Raw genomic sequence first — 17,387 nt, 5'->3', positions numbered from 1 at the left:
AGAATGGACAAATTGTTATTTCAATAGTCAAAGGAGTATTTCATATGACGATATCACAAAAAATGAAGCCGATTACTCCTTCTTACGATCCATGGGAAGCGTATATGGACCTTGAAGAGTACGGCAAACTACTATTAACAAACGTTGAATTTACAACAACAACGTTATGCAATATGCGTTGCGAACATTGCGCTGTTGGTTACACATTACAGCCGAAAGATCCAAATCCGCTTCCGATGGAGCTTTTATTAAAACGATTAGATGAGATTCCTCATTTACGTTCTTTAAGTATTACTGGCGGAGAACCGATGCTTTCAAAAAAATCCGTCGACAACTATGTAACACCACTCTTAAAATATGCCCATGAACGAGGCGTTCGCACTCAAATCAACTCTAACTTAACTATAGATTTAGCACGTTACGAACAAATTATTCCTTATTTAGACGTGTTGCATATCTCTCATAACTGGGGAACAATTGATGACTTCGTTGAAGGCGGATTTGCGATGATGGAGCGTAAACCTACTTATGAACAACGTGCAAAATTATTCGAAAGAATGATTACAAATAGTAAGGCTCTATCAAATGCAGGTGTACTTGTATCGGCCGAAACGATGTTAAACAAAAGAACTCTACCACATATTGAACATATTCACCGTCAAATCGTCGAAGAGATGGGCTGTAAACGTCATGAGGTTCACCCGATGTATCCGAGTGACTTCGCGAGCAATCTAGAAATTTTAACAAAAGCTGAAATTCGTGATGCAATTGAGCATTTACTAGAAATTCGTGATGAAAATGTCTGGATGTTATTTGGAACATTACCTTTCTATGCTTGTAGCGATGACGAAAAAGATATAGCTACATTTAAAAAATTACAGGAGAGCAAGAATGTAACTGTTCGTAATGATCCGGATGGTCGTTCACGCTTAAATGTAAATATTTTTGATGGCAATATTATCGTTACTGATTTTGGTGATGTTCCACTTCTAGGAAACATACAAACAAACACATTACAAGAAGCATACGACAAATGGAGTGCTTCAAAAACAGCAAAATCATTAAGCTGTCACTGTCCTGCAGTAAAATGTCTTGGACCAAATGTTCTTGTAAAAAACAGCTACTATCCAACAGAAGATTTCTTATCAAAAACAGCAAACATTACATTATAAAAAAACGTCAGCTTATAAGCTGACGTTTTTTTTATGTTATTGAGAGTGAGAAGAAGAAATGAATTTAAAAAACAAATGATCATGAATTGGAATCGCTGCTCCAATTCCTTGAGAGGTAATATTTTTCACAACAAGCCTTTTTTGATTTCCTTTTAATACAAGGTATACTTCTCCAAATGTTACTTTTCCCTTTTCATTTACTGCTGGTGTATAAGCGTATAAATATCCGAGTTGACTCGGACTAATATTATACACACGCTCATGTCCAGTACCATAACCAATAGTTGTTTTAAAAGAAAGGGGCAATTGTACCTTTTCAAGCGCTTTGAGAAGCATCATTTTTTTCACATCTGCAGCATTTTTCATATCTGCTGTTAAATCGCCTTCAACCGTCTTTTGTGTTTCTTGCTTATAGCGAAGTGGATATAAACGATCTCCCCCGCGATTATCATACACATTTCGATTCACTTGTTTATATTCCCAATTAATCGATGTGTCTACTGATTCATAACGTAAAGCCCATTGTCCTAAATAAATTTTTGCCCGGTACCCTACCGCAAGCGGCGCATTTGAAATTGTCGTTTCATTAAACATCCGAATTAAGTCTGGATTTTCAATTTTAATATTAGCTGTTTTCAATAGTTCTTGAGCAAACTTACTTGGCTGTAAGCGTGGCAAATCTTGCGCATCATTTGGAAACGTATTGTCTTTTGAAATATTTAAAACAGATGAAGGCATTTTTGTTCCTACTGTTGTCTTTGCAAAACTCATGTTAGGAAATAATAAAATAAACGAGACCATAGTTGAAAGACATATGCTGTATACTCGTTTCACCTGTCTGGCTCCTTCCTATGTAAAGGTATATATACTACTTTGTTTATCCCGCATTAACGGGCAGTAAAACTCCCACCTCAAAATTCGGCTGAGGCAAAGAAGTTAGGTGGGAAATCAACTGCCCGTAAATGCCCGATTGGTTCAACTAATAACCAGCGGGTGATGAACAGAACCCCCACTGATTAAAGTTTCACTTTATTGTTTTCTCCGAGCACAATTGTTATGCCTATTTTTCATAATAAATAAAAACCAATTCCCATAATGACATACGCCGCTAATAAAGTACCGCCTTCAAACCAATTTGTATCTCCATCATTTGAAATCGCAATCGTTAAGAAAACCGCTGTAATCATAGACACAAGTTCTGGTATGGTAAATACTAAAGGCATCCTCTGCGCGAAGAACATAGAGAGCAATACTAATACAGGAGCAACAAACATTGCAATTTGTAATGTAGAGCCTATTGCAATTTCGACTGCAATATTTACTTTATTTTTATAAGCCATAATAATTGCAGATGCATGTTCCGCCGCATTTCCAACAATTGCAACGATAATAACCCCAATAAATAACTCTGACCAGCCAAACGACTTCGCAACCGTCTCAAATGTATGCACGAGCGCCTCTGACACATAAGCTACCGCAATGGTTGCTATCGCTAAAATAAGGAGCGCTTTTCCTTTCGACCACTCTGGCTCTTCTTCATGCGCTACTTCGTCACTCTTATGTTGATATACACCCCGATGCGTAACTAACTTAAATAGTAATGCAGCAAGGTACATGATAATCATAATAATAGAAACACCTATACTTAATTGATACGTCTTGCTAACGTCCATCTTCATTGAAAAAATCTCTGGAATAACAAAAGCCACGACAACAGCAAAAATTAATAAAGCTGAATTATGCCTTGCGTCGTAAACGTTAAAGCTTTGCCTTTTATATTTAAGTCCACCTATAAAAAAGGATAGCCCCCCTACCAAAAGTAAATTCCCAAGTACAGATCCTGTTAAAGAAGCTAACACCACTTCAATTAATCCTGCTTGAAGTGCAAAAATTGAAATGATAAGTTCAACAGCATTACCGAAAGTAGCATTTAATAATCCACCTATTCTTGGCCCCGATACGATTGCCAAACTTTCTGTCGCTCTCCCCATAAAACCCGCTAATGCGATAATAGTAATACAATACACAGCGAACATGATTGTTTGAGGCCAATGAAGTGTTTTTCCGAGTACAGAAAGTGGTACACCTATAAGCGCTACTATAAGAAATATTTTATTAAACATGCTTTTCATCCTTCCATCGTATGTATTTCTCCTCAATATTATTATTATTCTTCTCCTAACTTGTCCGATTTCATCACAATTACGTTTAAAAAATCATGTTGATGAAAAGAGTATGAAAGATGCTTCATTTTTATTTAGACGAAGAAAATTACAAAGTATGAAAAGAGGCTAAAAACATGCATTTAAAAGAAAAAATTGAAACTATTATTTGTGGTCAACGAACTGGTGTATTATCTACTGTACGTGAAAATAAACCTCATGGTGCCTTTATGATGTTTTTCCACGAAGATTTTGTGTTATATATTGCAACAGATCGGAAATCAAAAAAGATAACAGATATTGAAAACAATCCTAATGTCCATGTACTACTCGGACGAGAAGGAAAAAAATTAGACGAAGATTATATTGAAGTTGAAGGATTAGCTTCGATTGAGGAAGACTCAACATTAAAAAACAAGTTTTGGAATAATAGCTTAAAACGCTGGTTACTTGGTCCTGAAGACCCTAATTACGTATTGATAAAAATCAATCCCGACACAATTTATTACATCGATGGTGCCGGTACGACGGAGCCCGAGTTTTTACGACTATAAAATAAAACAAGCCCCCCCTTAGGTGGGCTTGTTTTGTCGAAAAGTTCTTTTGAAAAAAACAATAAAATAGGTGGAACTTTCTAAAGATTCTGTTATATAATAGCAGTAACTTAAATAAACTGTATTAAAACAGATTGAGAGGAGAAATAAAATTGATGAAGAGAGAAGAACGCAAAAACATGATTGAGTTTATTGAAAAGAAAAAAGGGATTGAGCGTGACGAATTACTGTTTATGACAGACGATGAAGTAGAACATATTTATAATGTAACGTACTTTTTATATGAGGAAATTGCAGAGTAGTATAATAATCCCCACCTTATTAAAAATATAAGGTGGGGATTATTTCGTTATTTAGCTCGTAAAAGCCCGATTGATTCAACTTTATACATGAGAATCATTTTCATGTATAATAATGTAAGATTGGAGGAATTTTACTATGAGTTCGTGGCTCTTATTTGCACTATTATCAGCAATTGCTGCTGCCCTTGTATCGATTTTCGGAAAGTTTGGTTTAGACGGAATCGATGCAAACGTTGCAACAACAATTCGATCTATTATTATGGCATTATTTATGATAGGCGTTATTATCATACAAGGTAAATTTCAAAATATCGGCGACGTACTGCTAAATAAAAAAGCACTGCTATTTATCACATTAAGTGGAGTTGCAGGTGCTTCGTCATGGCTATTTTATTTTCTTGCCCTCAAAACAGGAAAGGTTTCACAAGTAGCTCCTGTCGATAAATTAAGCGTCGTATTTTCTATCATTCTCGCTATGATTATACTCGGTGAAAAGTTAAACTTTATGACCGGCATTGGTGTAGTCTTTATTACAGCTGGTGTATTATTTATTGCTTTCAGCTAAAAAAACCGCTATTAGCGGTTTTTCTTTTTCTTTATATAAAACCATACAACACATGTAACAACTGCTGAAATTAATAAAATCCATATTCCATAATGATGTAAACTATACTCAACGAAGCGCCATTTCTCGCCTAACTTCCAGCCAAGCCCAATAAAAACACTTATCCAAATGAGCGCACCACCATAAGCGTACAAACAAAAACGCCAAAGTGTTAAATTCGATACCCCAGCAAAATATGCCGTTAAATGACGTACTCCTGGTATAAAATAACCGATCATTAAAAGAAATGGCCCATATTTTTCAAATAAAATATGTGTTTTTTCAATGTGATGTTCTTTAATTCTAATTTTCGGCCCATATTTCTTTAAAACAGGGAGCCCAAGTTTTAAACCTAATATGTAGCTTAACGTAATCCCTAACATCGCACCAGCCATCCCACTTAAAAAAGCAGCAGTTCCTGACATAACTCCTTTTGAAACATTATAACCAACAAAGGTCAATAAAAACTCGTCTGGTATCGGTAATCCGACAATCCCACCAGCCAAAGCTATAATAATTCCAAAATACCCATAATGCGCGATTAACTCGCCAATATGTTGTTCCATTCGGAAGACACATCCTATGCACGATCGTTATTCCACATTGTACCCGTTCTATCTTTAAGGCAAACATGGTATACATATTCACTATACATTGTTTTTATAATGAACTCTACTTCTATTCGTTCCTTTAACAGAGATAAAGTGGAACTTTAATTAGTGGAGGGAATCCTCATCCTATACGGATTGTTAGCCTACACCAATCAGGCTTCTACAGGTATCCCGACTTCACATAACTCCCTTACATTCACCAACTTTGAGATTAGATTCTTACTGCCTGCCAATGTCCCGATAAAAAATAAAAATTCATATGCGTGTTTTTTTGTTACAATAAAGGAAAGTTACTTTTCGCAACGGTTTAACTCTCAAGAAAAATGATATACCTAGCAAAAACATAGTTTGGTCTATATAATGCAACTTCTACCTATTAAAAGAACATGCACCCTTTTACATACAACATCATTTTTCTAAATTATACAGGGGGGAACGAACATGACCATTGAAAATCAATTTATTCAAAAAGTTTACTATAAAACATTTTTACCAGAAGAAACTTCTACTCCTGCATCGGAAGTACTCGGTGAAGCATATATAAATGAATCTAAAAATGAATTCTCCAACATTTCTAATATTCGATTTGCTCAAGGTGAATTTTATTATCAAAATAAAGATTTTGAAGCAGCTATATTTAAATGGGAAAAAGTAAATAACACTCTTGCACTTTGGGCAACCAAAAATATTGCAGATGCTTATTTTGAACTAGGATTCTTACCAAAGGCAGAAGAAATTTATCAATCCATTCAAACAGAAGATACAACTCTTACGATGGAGGTTTCCTTACAACTTCTTTCTCTTTATATCGAACAAGATCGTTTAGGTCTTGCATTTAAAACGATTAGTGAAGCTGTTGCATTCCAACCGGATTACCCAAATATTACTGCAATCGCACGTTCTTTCTATGAAAAACAAGAAGATTGGAACAATGCTATCGAACTAGCTGTTCAAGAAGGTATTCGAACACAATCTTTACACTGGTTTGATACGTTAATAAATTACATAAACAAAGGATTTACTAAAAATATTAAGCCTGAATATTTCTATGAGTCTTTAAAAGCCCTATATGTTGTTGATCAAGCTCAATTTAAAGAACTTGTTATCGCTCTTTGGAATAGTTATCAACATGAATCCTTATACCTTTCTTGGATTCAAAGTATTAATCATTTATTCTTGCATATTGAAACAGACAATAATGACGATTGGAATGAAATTTCTACTCGCTATCAAGAAACATACTTTGCATTAATTACCGGAAATCATTTTATGCATGAATTGAACGGACTTGTACCAAATTTATTAACAAATTGGTTTAGTTTAACGAAAGCAAAAGATTCCCTAATTGTCTCTGCGGCAGTGTTAGCATGGAATGAAGTCTCACCTACAACTTTAGAATCATTACTCGTAAAAAGTGCTGGATCCTTACTTTCTAATACATCAGCTGAAGCAGATGTAAATATGGAAACAGTTTCTCATTTATTCGAAACAATCGCTGTGTGGGCTGAGAAAAATGATGTAGATTTAAGTCATCAATTTACACTACTCGTCCATGAACTGTGTGATTTAAATGTCACACCACTACTAATAGCTGGAACTAGTGACCATGATAAAACGTCATTTATCAATTCAATATTGGGAGAGAACATCTTAACTGAAACTTTAACAACTCCTATTCTATTTAAAGACGATAGTCAAACTGAAATAACAGAATTCACCGAGTTAGATATACGCAATATCCCTAACCTTGATGACTTCCATCAAATAACAGCTACATCTGCTCAGTCAGAACTCGAGAAAAAATGTATAGAAATTAAGCTACCAAGTAGATTTTTAAGAAAAAATAAGTTTACATTTCTTATTACACCATCCATTCATGGACAATTGGATAAAAACAATGCATACTTTGAATACTTACAGGCAGCAGATAGCCTTATTTACGTATTAAATTCTTCTTCACCATTGCATAATGAAGAAATTGATACGTTAATTTATTTACGTGAACAAGTACCAAACTTACAAATTCACTTCGTATTACACACAAATAGTACGACTACTAATGAAAAACTAATTAGTAAGCTTAAAGTTCATTTTCCAGATGCACAATTCTTCCCATACTCTCCTTCGCAAGAGAGTAGCCAGCAACTTGGAGATGTAACAGAATCTATTCTCTCTAATCTGGCAGAACGCGACATAGAAAAAGAACGTATAGAAAAACTAATATGGTTTACGCAAAAGACAATTGCTTATCTCATAAATGAACGTGTGGAATTAGAAAATACATTAGTAAAATCCGTACGCTGGAATAAACATATCTCAGTGAAACTTACTGGATTTATTAATAACCTTACTGCTCTTGAAAAAGATAAAATTCGCTCTATTACAGAATCCTATCTTCTGACGAAAGAAGAAATCACACGAGATATACATTCTCAAATTCCTGAATTATTACAGAGTTGCTCTGATCTTGTTCAAGAAGATAGTGATTTCAAACTAGTTCATGAAGAATTAAATACTGCAATGAATGCACGAGTTCAAAAGCATGTACAACAAGTACTTCTTCCTAAATTTACTAGATCTATTCAAGAATGGATTGAAACAGCACATAATGAATTTATTCAAGCTCAAGCTTATTTAGATGAAATGAGTGAGACTTTTAATAAATTATATAAAGAAGAACGTATGAAACTTCCTTGCGATTTCAAATTATTAGATGATTGGAATCGAGATGTTGTACGAATGACAAATCGAATTACAGTAACAAACATCAATATTTTATTACGCTCTACACCAACACAGTTTTTCTTAAAAAGTGCGGGAAAATTATTTGGTAATATGCAAAAAAACCAATCTATGCTCGCTAACAAATATAAACAATATATTGAAACAGAAGACTATACAGAAATCGCTCACACAATTTCAAAACAATTCTTCCTACAATTTGAAGTATTTGAAGGGGCATTAGAACGCGATATCATGATGTTCTTTAAAGATCCACTTAGCATATTGAAACAAAATGTAGATGCAGCTCAACTTGAGATAACGGAAGACGAACAAACATTAGCAACGCTAAGAAGCAATCCAGAAACATATCATGATCCTTTAGCGTTATTTAAACTACAATTGCTGCAACATAAATTCGTTTTAAGTACTACAAAGAAACATGAAGATATCTTTGTATCTAATGAATCTCCTACTGTTTAACAAAAAACCAAGCAAACTACAATTTGCTTGGTTTTTTTACTTTATTATCTTCATATGTTCAAACGGATAATAAATGCCTGCTAACTTTCCTAACACATCTTCTCTATCAATAAAACCTAAACCATTTCTACTATCTTTACTTATTAAGCGATTATCTCCCATAACAAAAATCTTATTTTTAGGAACTGTAATCGGTCCAAAATCCTCTGTTAAATTCATAAGTTTTTTTTCTGCTTGTTTTTTATTACTATCCAAATACTCTTCATCTTTCACTTCAGAATTCACATATAATTGATCATTTCTCATCTCAATTATGTCTCCTGGTAATGCAATCACTCTTTTGACATAAAAATTATCTGTTTTCACAACAATAATATCTTCTCTTCCATAGCTTTCAAATTGTTTTGCTAACTTATTAACAATCACCTTATCTCCATCTTGTAACGTTGGCCTCATGGAAGCTCCTTTTACAGTCGTAGGAAAAAACACAAAAATTTTCGCCAAAAACACTAATAAACATGCAATTGCAATAGTTCCAAAGAATTCACGCCAACGTTTTTTCTTTTGCATCATTTCACCATCTCATCATCTTTTTACTTTTATTATAAATAATACGACCAATAACTTTCCACAAAATTCTGAATTCTAAAATTATAATATTAGAAATTTCAAAATAATAATATCTAAAAATGAAAATACTGATCAAATTAAACAAGTAAAAAAAGATACTCTCAAAATAGTCTATCTACTATTTTTGAGAGTATCTTTTTATAGTCCCACATATACAATACACATTTGAGCAGCTACATATGTAAACCAAATCCAAAGTGGCTCATACTTCACTTTACGCCCTCCGATATCTGTCACACCAATAATAAAATCAGAAATCACAAACAGTAAACCACCAAACGCTGGTATCCACCATATTCCTGTATTTTCATAATATAAGGCGAATGCAAAGCAAGCCATTCCTCCAACCCATAATCCGTAAATTAGAGCTCCTATCGTAAACAATTTATCCTGTTTATCATTTCGGATAAAGAAGAACCATCCTACAATTAGAAATAGTCCATACACGAGTAAGCCAATCCAAAAACCATTCCATGAAATTCCTGTTTGCAAAAATGCTTTTACATAAAAACAATGAGCAAGAGCGAAAGTAACCATTCCACCAATTAATCGGTGACCAATTGGAATGAGCCCAGCCATAAACAAATCTCCCACAGTCGATAAAGTCATACCAAGTGCAACCCATGTACTATACTCTACAGATGGATCTTGTAACCATATCCAAATTGCACTACCCGTTAAAGAAAAACTAAGAATAAGACGGATCGCTAAAGGTAACGGCATATTATCTTTCGTTCTTTTTGTCTGTCGCATTGCATAAATTGCACCAATTAAAAAAAGAAGTATTTGCCCAATTAACACCACGTAAAGTAGATTCATAATATGTTCTCCTCAATAAATGCTTTTTGTATCTTTTTTCGTTACACTTAGTCTATTATCCTTTTTCTATAAAAAAAGAAGAACAGCACTGTTCTTCCATTGTAATCGCTTTTCTGCTCTCTATGCTACTTGTTTTTCTTGCTCTATTTTCTGCTTAGTTGGCATACGATTTACCACAACAATTCCCGCTGCTACACATGCTAAACCGAATAACACAAATGAATGGATTGCTTCACCTAAAATCATACTCGATAATAACACACCAAATACGGGTATAAAGAACATATACATAGATACTTTTCCAACTTTGTTGTACTTCATAATTGTATTCCAAATGCAAAAACCAGCTGCAGATAAGAAAGATAAATAAGTCAGCATAAGTATTGCATGTAGACTAAATGTAAACGGCATTACTCCAACTTGCAAAGCCCCTATACATAATAATCCTATAGAACCAAAAATCATTTGGTATGCTGTCATATAACCAACATCTAATGTTTTACTACCTTCTTTTGCTAATATGTTTCCATATGAATACAGCATTGCTGCACTAAGAAGTAATAAGCTTCCGATTCCAAAATGAAATGATAAGCTACCATCACTCGGCACATTTACTAAAATGACACCACAAAAACCAATCGATACTCCAATTAATTTTCTCATATTGAGAGCATCATCTTTATATAAAAAATGGGCGAGTAAAATTTGAAAGAATGATGATGTCCCTGAAATGATAGCTCCTTCAATTCCTGAACTATAACTCATTCCAATATAAAAACAGATATATTGAAGAAACGTTTGAAATAAACCAATTTGTATTAACTGTTTCCCCGTTCCTTTTTTGAAGCTCATATCTTTTCCTAACACTTTAAAGAATAATAAGAGCATGACTCCAGATAAAAAGAAACGATAACCGGCAAATAATATTTGCTCCCCAACTTCTTGTGGCTGAATTCCAAGTTCAGCATAACTTAATTTAATAAAAGGGAATGCGCTCCCCCATAAAAAAGTCGCTACTATTGCAGCAATCAGTACGCCAATCGGATGGGTAAAAATTTTCTCTGTCTTCACTTGGTGTCTTCCTTTCCGATCTTTTTATGAACAATATTCATATATACCAAAGGTATTGCGAAAACACAAGTTTTCCGTTTATACTTAAAACAAAACCGTATCATCTCATAAAAACATATGATATACTATAGAATAATTACAATATAATAACTGTTAAAAACAGATTCAACAGAAATGCTGCTATCCATTATGGATGGCAGCTTTCGTCGTTTTATAGGGGTTTCGATTTTGATTATTTTTCTCAATAAGAATTCGGAAGGAGCGAATACTAATGAACTCAGAAGTAAAAACATTACAAGTACAAAAGTCTATTTCTCATCCCTCTTTATGGGATACATTAAAGAAACATTATGAACTTATATTTGCAATCGCATCTGGTATTTTCATTTTAGCTGGTTGGTTATTCACAAAGAACGATGCAATGAATGTAGGCATTACTTGCTATATCCTCGCTTATATAGTTGGCGGATATGCAAAAGCAAAGGAAGGTATTGAAGACACCATTGAAGAAAAAGAGCTAAATGTTGAAATGCTCATGCTCTTTGCTGCTATCGGCGCTGCAATTATTGGCTACTGGGCAGAAGGTGCAATTTTAATCTTTATCTTCGCACTAAGCGGTGCGATGGAATCTTATACATTAAGTAAAAGTCAAAAAGAAATTTCAGCGCTTCTTGATTTACAACCTGAAGAAGCATTACGCATTTCAAATGGAACCGAGGAACGTGTTCCTGTTGGACGATTACAAATTAACGACATTATTTTAATTAAGCCAGGTGAACGCGTTCCTGCTGACGGTACGATTCATACCGGTGAAACAAATATCGATGAAGCTGCTATTACAGGGGAACCTATTCCGAATGAGAAAAAATTTGGTGATGAAGTATTTGCTGGTACTGTAAATTTACGTGGCGCTATCGAAGTTAAAATTACAAAACCGAGCGATCAAACCTTATTCCAAAAGATTATTCGTCTTGTCCAAAGTGCACAAAGCGAAAAATCACCATCACAACTATTCATTGAAAAGTTTGAAGGAACATATGTAAAAGGAGTACTAATCGTTGTTGCACTTATGATGTTCGTCCCTCATTTCTTACTTGACTGGAGCTGGAATGAAACGTTTTATCGCGCAATGATTTTACTTGTAGTCGCGTCTCCTTGTGCGCTCGTTGCTGCCATTACACCAGCTACTTTATCAGCCATTTCTAACGGGGCGAGAAACGGAATTCTCTTTAAAGGTGGTATACATTTAGAACGCCTTGCTTCGGTGAAAGCAATCGCATTTGATAAAACAGGAACATTGACACAAGGCAAACCTACTGTAACAGATGTATACGTTCGAGACGGTATAAATGAAAAAGACGTACTTTCTATTACAGCATCGATTGAAAGTCACTCTACACATCCTTTAGCTGAAGCTATTGTTAAACATGCACAACATGCGTACGACATTACATTACAAAAACCCGAAAATGTTGAAGATGTAACTGGTTTTGGACTAAAAGGAATATTTGAAAACAAAGCTTATAAAATTGGTAAAGCTGATTTTATTGGCGAAGAAACAAAGACATTTCATAATGGTATTTCTGCCTCACTTGAAAAAGAAGGTAAAACTGTCGTTTATATTAGCGATGAAAATGGCATTCTTGGACTTATCGCTTTAAAAGATACACTTCGCCAAGAAACGATAGCTGCCATTCGCGATTTACAAAGTATTGGCGTCGAAGCCATTATGATTACCGGTGATAATGAAGAAACAGCAAAGGCAATTGCCTCTGAAAGTAATATAAAAGAATATTACGCATCATGTTTACCAGAAACAAAAGTTGAAACGATTAAAAAGTTAAAAGAAAAGTATGGTACAGTAGCCATGGTCGGAGACGGTATAAATGATGCACCTGCACTAGCTACTGCTAGCATTGGTGTCGCAATGGGAGAAGGAACAGATGTAGCTTTAGAAACTGCGGATGTTGTACTTATGAAGAACGAACTATCCCGTCTTTCTCAAGCGATCCGTCTATCAAAACGAATGAACCGTATTGTGAAGCAAAACGTAATCTTTTCGCTAGCTGTAATTGCGCTACTAATTTGTTCAAACTTCTTGCAATTTTTAGCTCTTCCATTCGGCGTTATTGGGCATGAAGGAAGTACAATTCTTGTCATTTTAAATGGCTTACGATTATTAAAAGGAAGCAAATAAAACGGGTCCCTCATAGAGGACCCGTTTTTTTTAATGATAGCTATTATGACCGTTCGCACTACTACTCGTTTTATGCTTTGGATGCGAACTGCTCTTCTGTTTATTGTTACTTTTGTTATTATGGTTCTTTTTATTATTACTCATGAAATATCCCCCCTGTTCCTTTTTATTATGGAACAAGAGCTCATTATTCATTACGGGAATTATTGTCACCCGTTCTATAATGATGGAGTAAACCATTAATTTCACCGCCAAGTAAAATTACCCATCCAGTTAAATAAAACCATAACATTAAAATAATGATACCACCGAGACCACCATATGTATTGGCGTAATTTGCAAACTTATCTACATAATAAGCAAATGAGTACGATACCACAATCCATCCTACAGTAGCAAAGATTGCACCTGAAATAACTTCTCTTCTTTTTAACTTTCGATCTGGTGCAAACGTATATAAAAAACTAAACAATGCAAATAGAACGAAGAAACTCGCTACTAATCGCAGAATACTCCACACATAAGAAAAACTATCCGACAAGCCAATTGCTTTAAACACCGCTGCTCCAATCACCTGTCCGAACACTGGTACAATTAACGCAAACACAATCATAAAAATAATTGCCAATGTAAACACAATAGATAACGCTCTTGTTTTAATAAAAGAACGTGTTTCTGTTACATCATAAGCACGGTTAAAAGCATTCATAACCGCATTTACCCCGTTTGAAGCAAACCATAGCATAGACAGTAAACCAAATGATAATAACCCACCATTTTGTTCATTTACAACTTTATCTACGTTTACTTCAATTAAGTACATCGCATCTTCCGGTACGTACGGTTCTAATAAATTGAGCACACTTTCTGTTTGAAGGTCAATGAATCCAAGAAGCGTAATTAAGAAAACAAGCCCAGGAAAAATCGCAAGCAAGAAGAAATAAGCGAGCTGTGCTGCCAAGCCCGCTACATCATCGCGCATCGTCCGGTCATACAAATCTTTACCAAACGAATAAGTACGATGTCTTCTCACCTTTTCTAAAATTTTTCTCATATATGTTTAAACGCTTTTCTTCTCTTCTTTATCTTGCTTTAGCTCAATGTACGCTTCAGTTTTTTTTTCCTCTACGTTTGAGTCTTTCATAAATAATTCACGCGCTTCTTTCATACCACCATCTTCAGCTACTACTGGCTCTTCTTCTGCTTTAAGCTCATCTACCTTTGGAGATACAGCTTGAATTTCAATCGTTTCTGGCTTTGCTTCTGGCTCAACTTTTTTCTTACTAAAAATTTCTTTCGTTTCTTTTAACGTCTCTACAACAGATGGTGTTAATTTTTTAATTTCTGCAACTTTCGCTTTCACTACATTGAAATCAGCAAGTTCGCGTCCTTTATCTGTAACAGTTTGCACTTTTTCTTTGATTTTTGCATTTTCACCAATTTCAATCATCTTTGTTTTGGCTTTTTCTGCTGTATTCTTTACTTTTTCACGGTTTTCTTTCTTTAACATGGATACAGCTACACCTGCAGCTACACCAATCGCAATATTTCGAGCAATATTATTTTTCTTTGCCATATTCCTTCACCCTTTCATTTCTTATGTTAGAAAGTATTTCTTTCTAAGCTTCCTCATATTCCTTGTTCATTTCGAATGAAAGCTAATAGCTTTGCACACCCTTCTGTTACAAGGTCATACACTTCTTGGAAATTCCCTGTATAGTAAGGGTCAGGAACATCTGTCCAGCCACCGTCTGGAACAAAGTCGGACAGCCTACCAATATAGCCTCCAGTTTTACCTAAACTTTTTAAATCTGCTATATTCTTGTTGTCCATGGCAATAATATAATCAAACTTTGTTAAGTCTTCTTTTTCTACTTGCCTTGCTTTAATTCCTTCAAAAGTGACTTCATTTTCTTTTAAAATTTTTTGTGTTCCTTTATGTGGTGGATGACCAATGTGCCAATCTCCAGTTCCTGCAGAATCAATGACAATTTTCTCTTCAAGTCCCTCTTTTACGACAAGATCTCGAAAAATTGCTTCTGCCATTGGAGAACGGCAAATGTTCCCAAGACAAACAAATAATACTTGAACCATATTTTTGTTCTTCCCTTCTTGGTGCATTTCTTAATATATACTTATAGTATAAACAACCAATTAGTGAACTACCCACCACTTAGTATCTCTTACGAGCCTACTTGAAGTAGGGGCTTCTCGGTTCATCGCTACTTTTGATAGCTAACGAATTTGTCCTAGGACAGCCGAGCTAACTCCCTTGTTCCAAAGGTTATTTTGTTACTATTTAGACCAACGCTAATAAGCGTAGGGCTTCTTTTTTGATATTGATCGCTGCGTTATAGTCACGACTGATTGCGAGTCCACACGAACACGCATACGTGCGTTCACATAATGGCATTTCTTTTTTATTTCCACAACGACTGCACATCTTTGTAGAAGGAAACCATTTATCTATTTTTACAAGCTGTTTTCCTTGTTCTTGCAGCTTATATGCTAAAAATGTCGTGAACATCCGCCAACCGTTATCCGCTATACTCTTACCAAATCTAAGTGCTCGTGACATCCCTTTCATATGTAAATCTTCAATTGCTACAACGTCAAAACTCGTAGCTAATTCTTTAGACTTGTGATGAAGGAAATTTTCACGTTGATTGGCGACTTTTTCATGCAACTTCGCTACACGAATGCGCTGTTTATTCCAGCGCTCTGAATCTTTTACACGTCTTGCCAATACTCGTTGTGCTTTTGCTAATCTATCTAACATCTGACGATAAAAGCGAGGATAATTGGCTTTCTCATCTTCGCTACTCACGTATAATTCAGCCATTGCGAAGTCTAATCCAACTACACGTTCTACTTCTTTTGGAGTGATTTCTTTTTCATATTCGGTCAAAATAGACACGTAATACTTACCAGTTGGTGTCATCGAAATTGTGCACGATTTGATGATACGGTTTTGCGGTATCTCTCTATGTTGCTTCAGTTTCACCATTTTCAATTTTGGTAATTTGATATAACCATGAAATAACATAATATTTCCATTTACTCGATTCGTTGTATAAGATTTTCTACTCTTTTTACTTTTGAAAGTAGGAAAATCATTTTGACCACTAAAAAAATTCTTATACGCAGCTTGCAAGTTTAATTGCGCGTTAGCCAATGCCAATGAATCAACTTCTTTCAGCCATTCATACTGCGCCTTGTATTTCGCAGGAGTAGGGAATTTTTGTTTCTGTAGTTCTTTTTTGTTCTCTTTATATTTTCCATATACTACCTTTCTTTCGACCAGCATTTTGTTATACACAAAACGTACACAACCGAATGTTTTTCGTATGAGATGTGCTTGTTCTTCTGTAGGATACAGACGAAATTTATACGCCTTATTCTGCTTTGTCATATCCATTCGCCTCATTTTCCATAAGCTATGACGGTGATCACACAACCTGAACACTACAAGATTATTATCTACTTTCATTGTTATACCAAACTTTACCTCTTATAAGAATAATTATATCAGAGGCGAAATAATTAGGAAAACCAAATGTTTGGCCACGCCAAACCGAAATTCATCTCCCACCTACCGCTAGACTATCGTCTTTCACACACCTCAGGAAGGAGACTTCTTTCGAATAATACGTTAAATATAAAGCAAATCCCTACTAATTTAATAGGATTGAAAAGATTCATTAACGAAAATGATAAAAAATGTTAAGATATCCTTATGTTATTTTAAAGGGGGACACTTCGGTGGATTTATCCGTAAAGTCAGAAGAAAACGTTGAATATATGGTCGAAGCTATTAAAGAAAAATTACGTATGGTTAATGCTGGCGCGATGAGAGCTGCTAGCTTTAATGAAGAAATGTATGAAGACTTACGTGACATTTATGATCATGTTATGAAACGTGAAACATTCAGCATTAGTGAAATGCAAGCTATTACAGAAGAATTAGGTACATTAATTAAAAAGTAAAAAAAGCCTCGCTTATGAGGCTCTTTTTTATTTCCAACAAATTCATGACAACTCTTCTCTTTCACTCAACCAAC

General features: G+C 34.8%; 17 protein-coding genes. 7 read left to right on the top strand and 10 right to left on the bottom strand.

The window, feature by feature from the left end:
- Positions 1–44 precede the first annotated feature (44 nt).
- Positions 45–1,172 carry a radical SAM/CxCxxxxC motif protein YfkAB gene (gene yfkAB, locus COK05_RS10680; protein WP_098612564.1) on the top strand — a complete coding sequence of 376 codons (1,128 nt, stop codon included), beginning with the start codon at positions 45–47 and terminating at the stop codon, positions 1,170–1,172.
- Positions 1,173–1,208: 36 nt separating this feature from the next.
- Here yfkAB and COK05_RS10675 read toward each other — a convergent pair whose 3' ends face one another.
- Positions 1,209–2,006, bottom strand: coding sequence for a YfkD famly protein (locus tag COK05_RS10675; protein WP_098612563.1), 798 nt, complete (start codon positions 2,004–2,006; stop codon positions 1,209–1,211).
- Between the two features lie 233 nt (positions 2,007–2,239).
- Complete coding sequence (gene cax, locus COK05_RS10670) at positions 2,240–3,295, bottom strand: calcium/proton exchanger (RefSeq protein WP_141539011.1); 1,056 nt, start codon at positions 3,293–3,295, stop codon at positions 2,240–2,242.
- Positions 3,296–3,471: 176 nt separating this feature from the next.
- On the opposite strand from cax, the gene COK05_RS10665 reads away from it, so the two are divergent.
- From COK05_RS10665 to COK05_RS10655, 3 genes are all read left to right on the top strand, one after another.
- Positions 3,472–3,888 carry a pyridoxamine 5'-phosphate oxidase family protein gene (locus COK05_RS10665; RefSeq protein WP_098612561.1) on the top strand — a complete coding sequence of 139 codons (417 nt, stop codon included), beginning with the start codon at positions 3,472–3,474 and terminating at the stop codon, positions 3,886–3,888.
- Between the two features lie 155 nt (positions 3,889–4,043).
- Positions 4,044–4,190: a BH0509 family protein gene (locus COK05_RS10660; protein WP_000817786.1), complete on the top strand. Its 147-nt coding sequence runs from the start codon at positions 4,044–4,046 to the stop codon at positions 4,188–4,190.
- Positions 4,191–4,326: 136 nt separating this feature from the next.
- Positions 4,327–4,755, top strand: a complete 429-nt coding sequence (locus COK05_RS10655) for an EamA family transporter (RefSeq protein WP_098612560.1) — start codon at positions 4,327–4,329, stop codon at positions 4,753–4,755.
- An 11-nt stretch (positions 4,756–4,766) separates the two neighbouring features.
- On the opposite strand, the gene COK05_RS10650 is transcribed toward COK05_RS10655, so the two are convergent.
- On the bottom strand, positions 4,767–5,360 hold the full coding sequence (locus tag COK05_RS10650) for a DedA family protein (protein ID WP_098612559.1): 594 nt from the start codon (positions 5,358–5,360) through the stop codon (positions 4,767–4,769).
- 486 nt (positions 5,361–5,846) lie between these two features.
- On the opposite strand from COK05_RS10650, the gene COK05_RS10645 reads away from it, so the two are divergent.
- The gene (locus tag COK05_RS10645; RefSeq protein ID WP_098612558.1) at positions 5,847–8,609 is read left to right on the top strand and encodes a tetratricopeptide repeat protein; all 2,763 of its coding nucleotides are present in this window, start codon (positions 5,847–5,849) and stop codon (positions 8,607–8,609) included.
- A gap of 36 nt (positions 8,610–8,645) precedes the next feature.
- Here the strand turns inward: COK05_RS10645 and lepB are convergent, their stop codons facing one another.
- The 3 genes from lepB to COK05_RS10630 form a co-directional block, all read right to left on the bottom strand.
- Positions 8,646–9,182 (bottom strand): signal peptidase I, encoded by a 537-nt coding sequence (lepB, locus tag COK05_RS10640; RefSeq protein ID WP_098612557.1) that lies wholly within the window; start codon positions 9,180–9,182, stop codon positions 8,646–8,648.
- 195 nt (positions 9,183–9,377) lie between these two features.
- Positions 9,378–10,058 (bottom strand): lysoplasmalogenase, encoded by a 681-nt coding sequence (locus COK05_RS10635; protein WP_098612556.1) that lies wholly within the window; start codon positions 10,056–10,058, stop codon positions 9,378–9,380.
- Positions 10,059–10,178: 120 nt separating this feature from the next.
- Positions 10,179–11,129, bottom strand: coding sequence for a DMT family transporter (locus COK05_RS10630; protein WP_098612555.1), 951 nt, complete (start codon positions 11,127–11,129; stop codon positions 10,179–10,181).
- Between the two features lie 271 nt (positions 11,130–11,400).
- Between COK05_RS10630 and COK05_RS10625 the strand changes: the two genes are divergently transcribed.
- The gene (locus COK05_RS10625) at positions 11,401–13,326 is read left to right on the top strand and encodes a heavy metal translocating P-type ATPase (protein WP_098612554.1); all 1,926 of its coding nucleotides are present in this window, start codon (positions 11,401–11,403) and stop codon (positions 13,324–13,326) included.
- A 187-nt stretch (positions 13,327–13,513) separates the two neighbouring features.
- Here the strand turns inward: COK05_RS10625 and COK05_RS10615 are convergent, their stop codons facing one another.
- The 4 genes from COK05_RS10615 to COK05_RS10600 form a co-directional block, all read right to left on the bottom strand.
- On the bottom strand, positions 13,514–14,380 hold the full coding sequence (locus COK05_RS10615; RefSeq protein ID WP_098612552.1) for a YihY/virulence factor BrkB family protein: 867 nt from the start codon (positions 14,378–14,380) through the stop codon (positions 13,514–13,516).
- A 6-nt stretch (positions 14,381–14,386) separates the two neighbouring features.
- The gene (locus COK05_RS10610; RefSeq protein ID WP_098612551.1) at positions 14,387–14,902 is read right to left on the bottom strand and encodes a DUF4075 domain-containing protein; all 516 of its coding nucleotides are present in this window, start codon (positions 14,900–14,902) and stop codon (positions 14,387–14,389) included.
- Positions 14,903–14,955: 53 nt separating this feature from the next.
- Positions 14,956–15,420, bottom strand: coding sequence for a low molecular weight protein-tyrosine-phosphatase (locus tag COK05_RS10605; protein WP_098612550.1), 465 nt, complete (start codon positions 15,418–15,420; stop codon positions 14,956–14,958).
- Positions 15,421–15,625: 205 nt separating this feature from the next.
- Complete coding sequence (locus COK05_RS10600; protein WP_098612549.1) at positions 15,626–16,738, bottom strand: RNA-guided endonuclease TnpB family protein; 1,113 nt, start codon at positions 16,736–16,738, stop codon at positions 15,626–15,628.
- Positions 16,739–17,088: 350 nt separating this feature from the next.
- On the opposite strand from COK05_RS10600, the gene COK05_RS10590 reads away from it, so the two are divergent.
- Complete coding sequence (locus COK05_RS10590) at positions 17,089–17,313, top strand: DUF1128 domain-containing protein (protein WP_000366196.1); 225 nt, start codon at positions 17,089–17,091, stop codon at positions 17,311–17,313.
- Positions 17,314–17,387: the final 74 nt, after the last annotated feature.

It is taken from the genome of Bacillus cereus (assembly GCF_002567495.1).
Taxonomy (GTDB): Bacteria; Bacillota; Bacilli; order Bacillales; family Bacillaceae_G; genus Bacillus_A; species Bacillus_A cereus_AQ.
The sequence above is the reverse complement of the archived record's forward strand: the minus strand, read 5'-3'. Positions and strand labels throughout refer to the sequence as shown.

Bases quoted from the DNA above. Each gene is read 5' to 3' on its own strand.
- COK05_RS10605 (WP_098612550.1), bottom strand. From the start codon at position 15,420: ATGGTTCAAGTATTATTTGTTTGTCTTGGGAACATTTGCCGTTCTCCA.
- COK05_RS10645 (WP_098612558.1), top strand. From the start codon at position 5,847: ATGACCATTGAAAATCAATTTATTCAAAAAGTTTACTATAAAACATTT.
- cax (WP_141539011.1), bottom strand. From the start codon at position 3,295: ATGTTTAATAAAATATTTCTTATAGTAGCGCTTATAGGTGTACCACTT.
- COK05_RS10610 (WP_098612551.1), bottom strand. From the start codon at position 14,902: ATGGCAAAGAAAAATAATATTGCTCGAAATATTGCGATTGGTGTAGCT.
- COK05_RS10665 (WP_098612561.1), top strand. From the start codon at position 3,472: ATGCATTTAAAAGAAAAAATTGAAACTATTATTTGTGGTCAACGAACT.
- COK05_RS10655 (WP_098612560.1), top strand. From the start codon at position 4,327: ATGAGTTCGTGGCTCTTATTTGCACTATTATCAGCAATTGCTGCTGCC.
- COK05_RS10635 (WP_098612556.1), bottom strand. From the start codon at position 10,058: ATGAATCTACTTTACGTGGTGTTAATTGGGCAAATACTTCTTTTTTTA.
- yfkAB (WP_098612564.1), top strand. From the start codon at position 45: ATGACGATATCACAAAAAATGAAGCCGATTACTCCTTCTTACGATCCA.
- COK05_RS10650 (WP_098612559.1), bottom strand. From the start codon at position 5,360: ATGGAACAACATATTGGCGAGTTAATCGCGCATTATGGGTATTTTGGA.
- lepB (WP_098612557.1), bottom strand. From the start codon at position 9,182: ATGATGCAAAAGAAAAAACGTTGGCGTGAATTCTTTGGAACTATTGCA.
- COK05_RS10625 (WP_098612554.1), top strand. From the start codon at position 11,401: ATGAACTCAGAAGTAAAAACATTACAAGTACAAAAGTCTATTTCTCAT.
- COK05_RS10600 (WP_098612549.1), bottom strand. From the start codon at position 16,738: ATGACAAAGCAGAATAAGGCGTATAAATTTCGTCTGTATCCTACAGAA.
- COK05_RS10615 (WP_098612552.1), bottom strand. From the start codon at position 14,380: ATGAGAAAAATTTTAGAAAAGGTGAGAAGACATCGTACTTATTCGTTT.
- COK05_RS10660 (WP_000817786.1), top strand. From the start codon at position 4,044: ATGAAGAGAGAAGAACGCAAAAACATGATTGAGTTTATTGAAAAGAAA.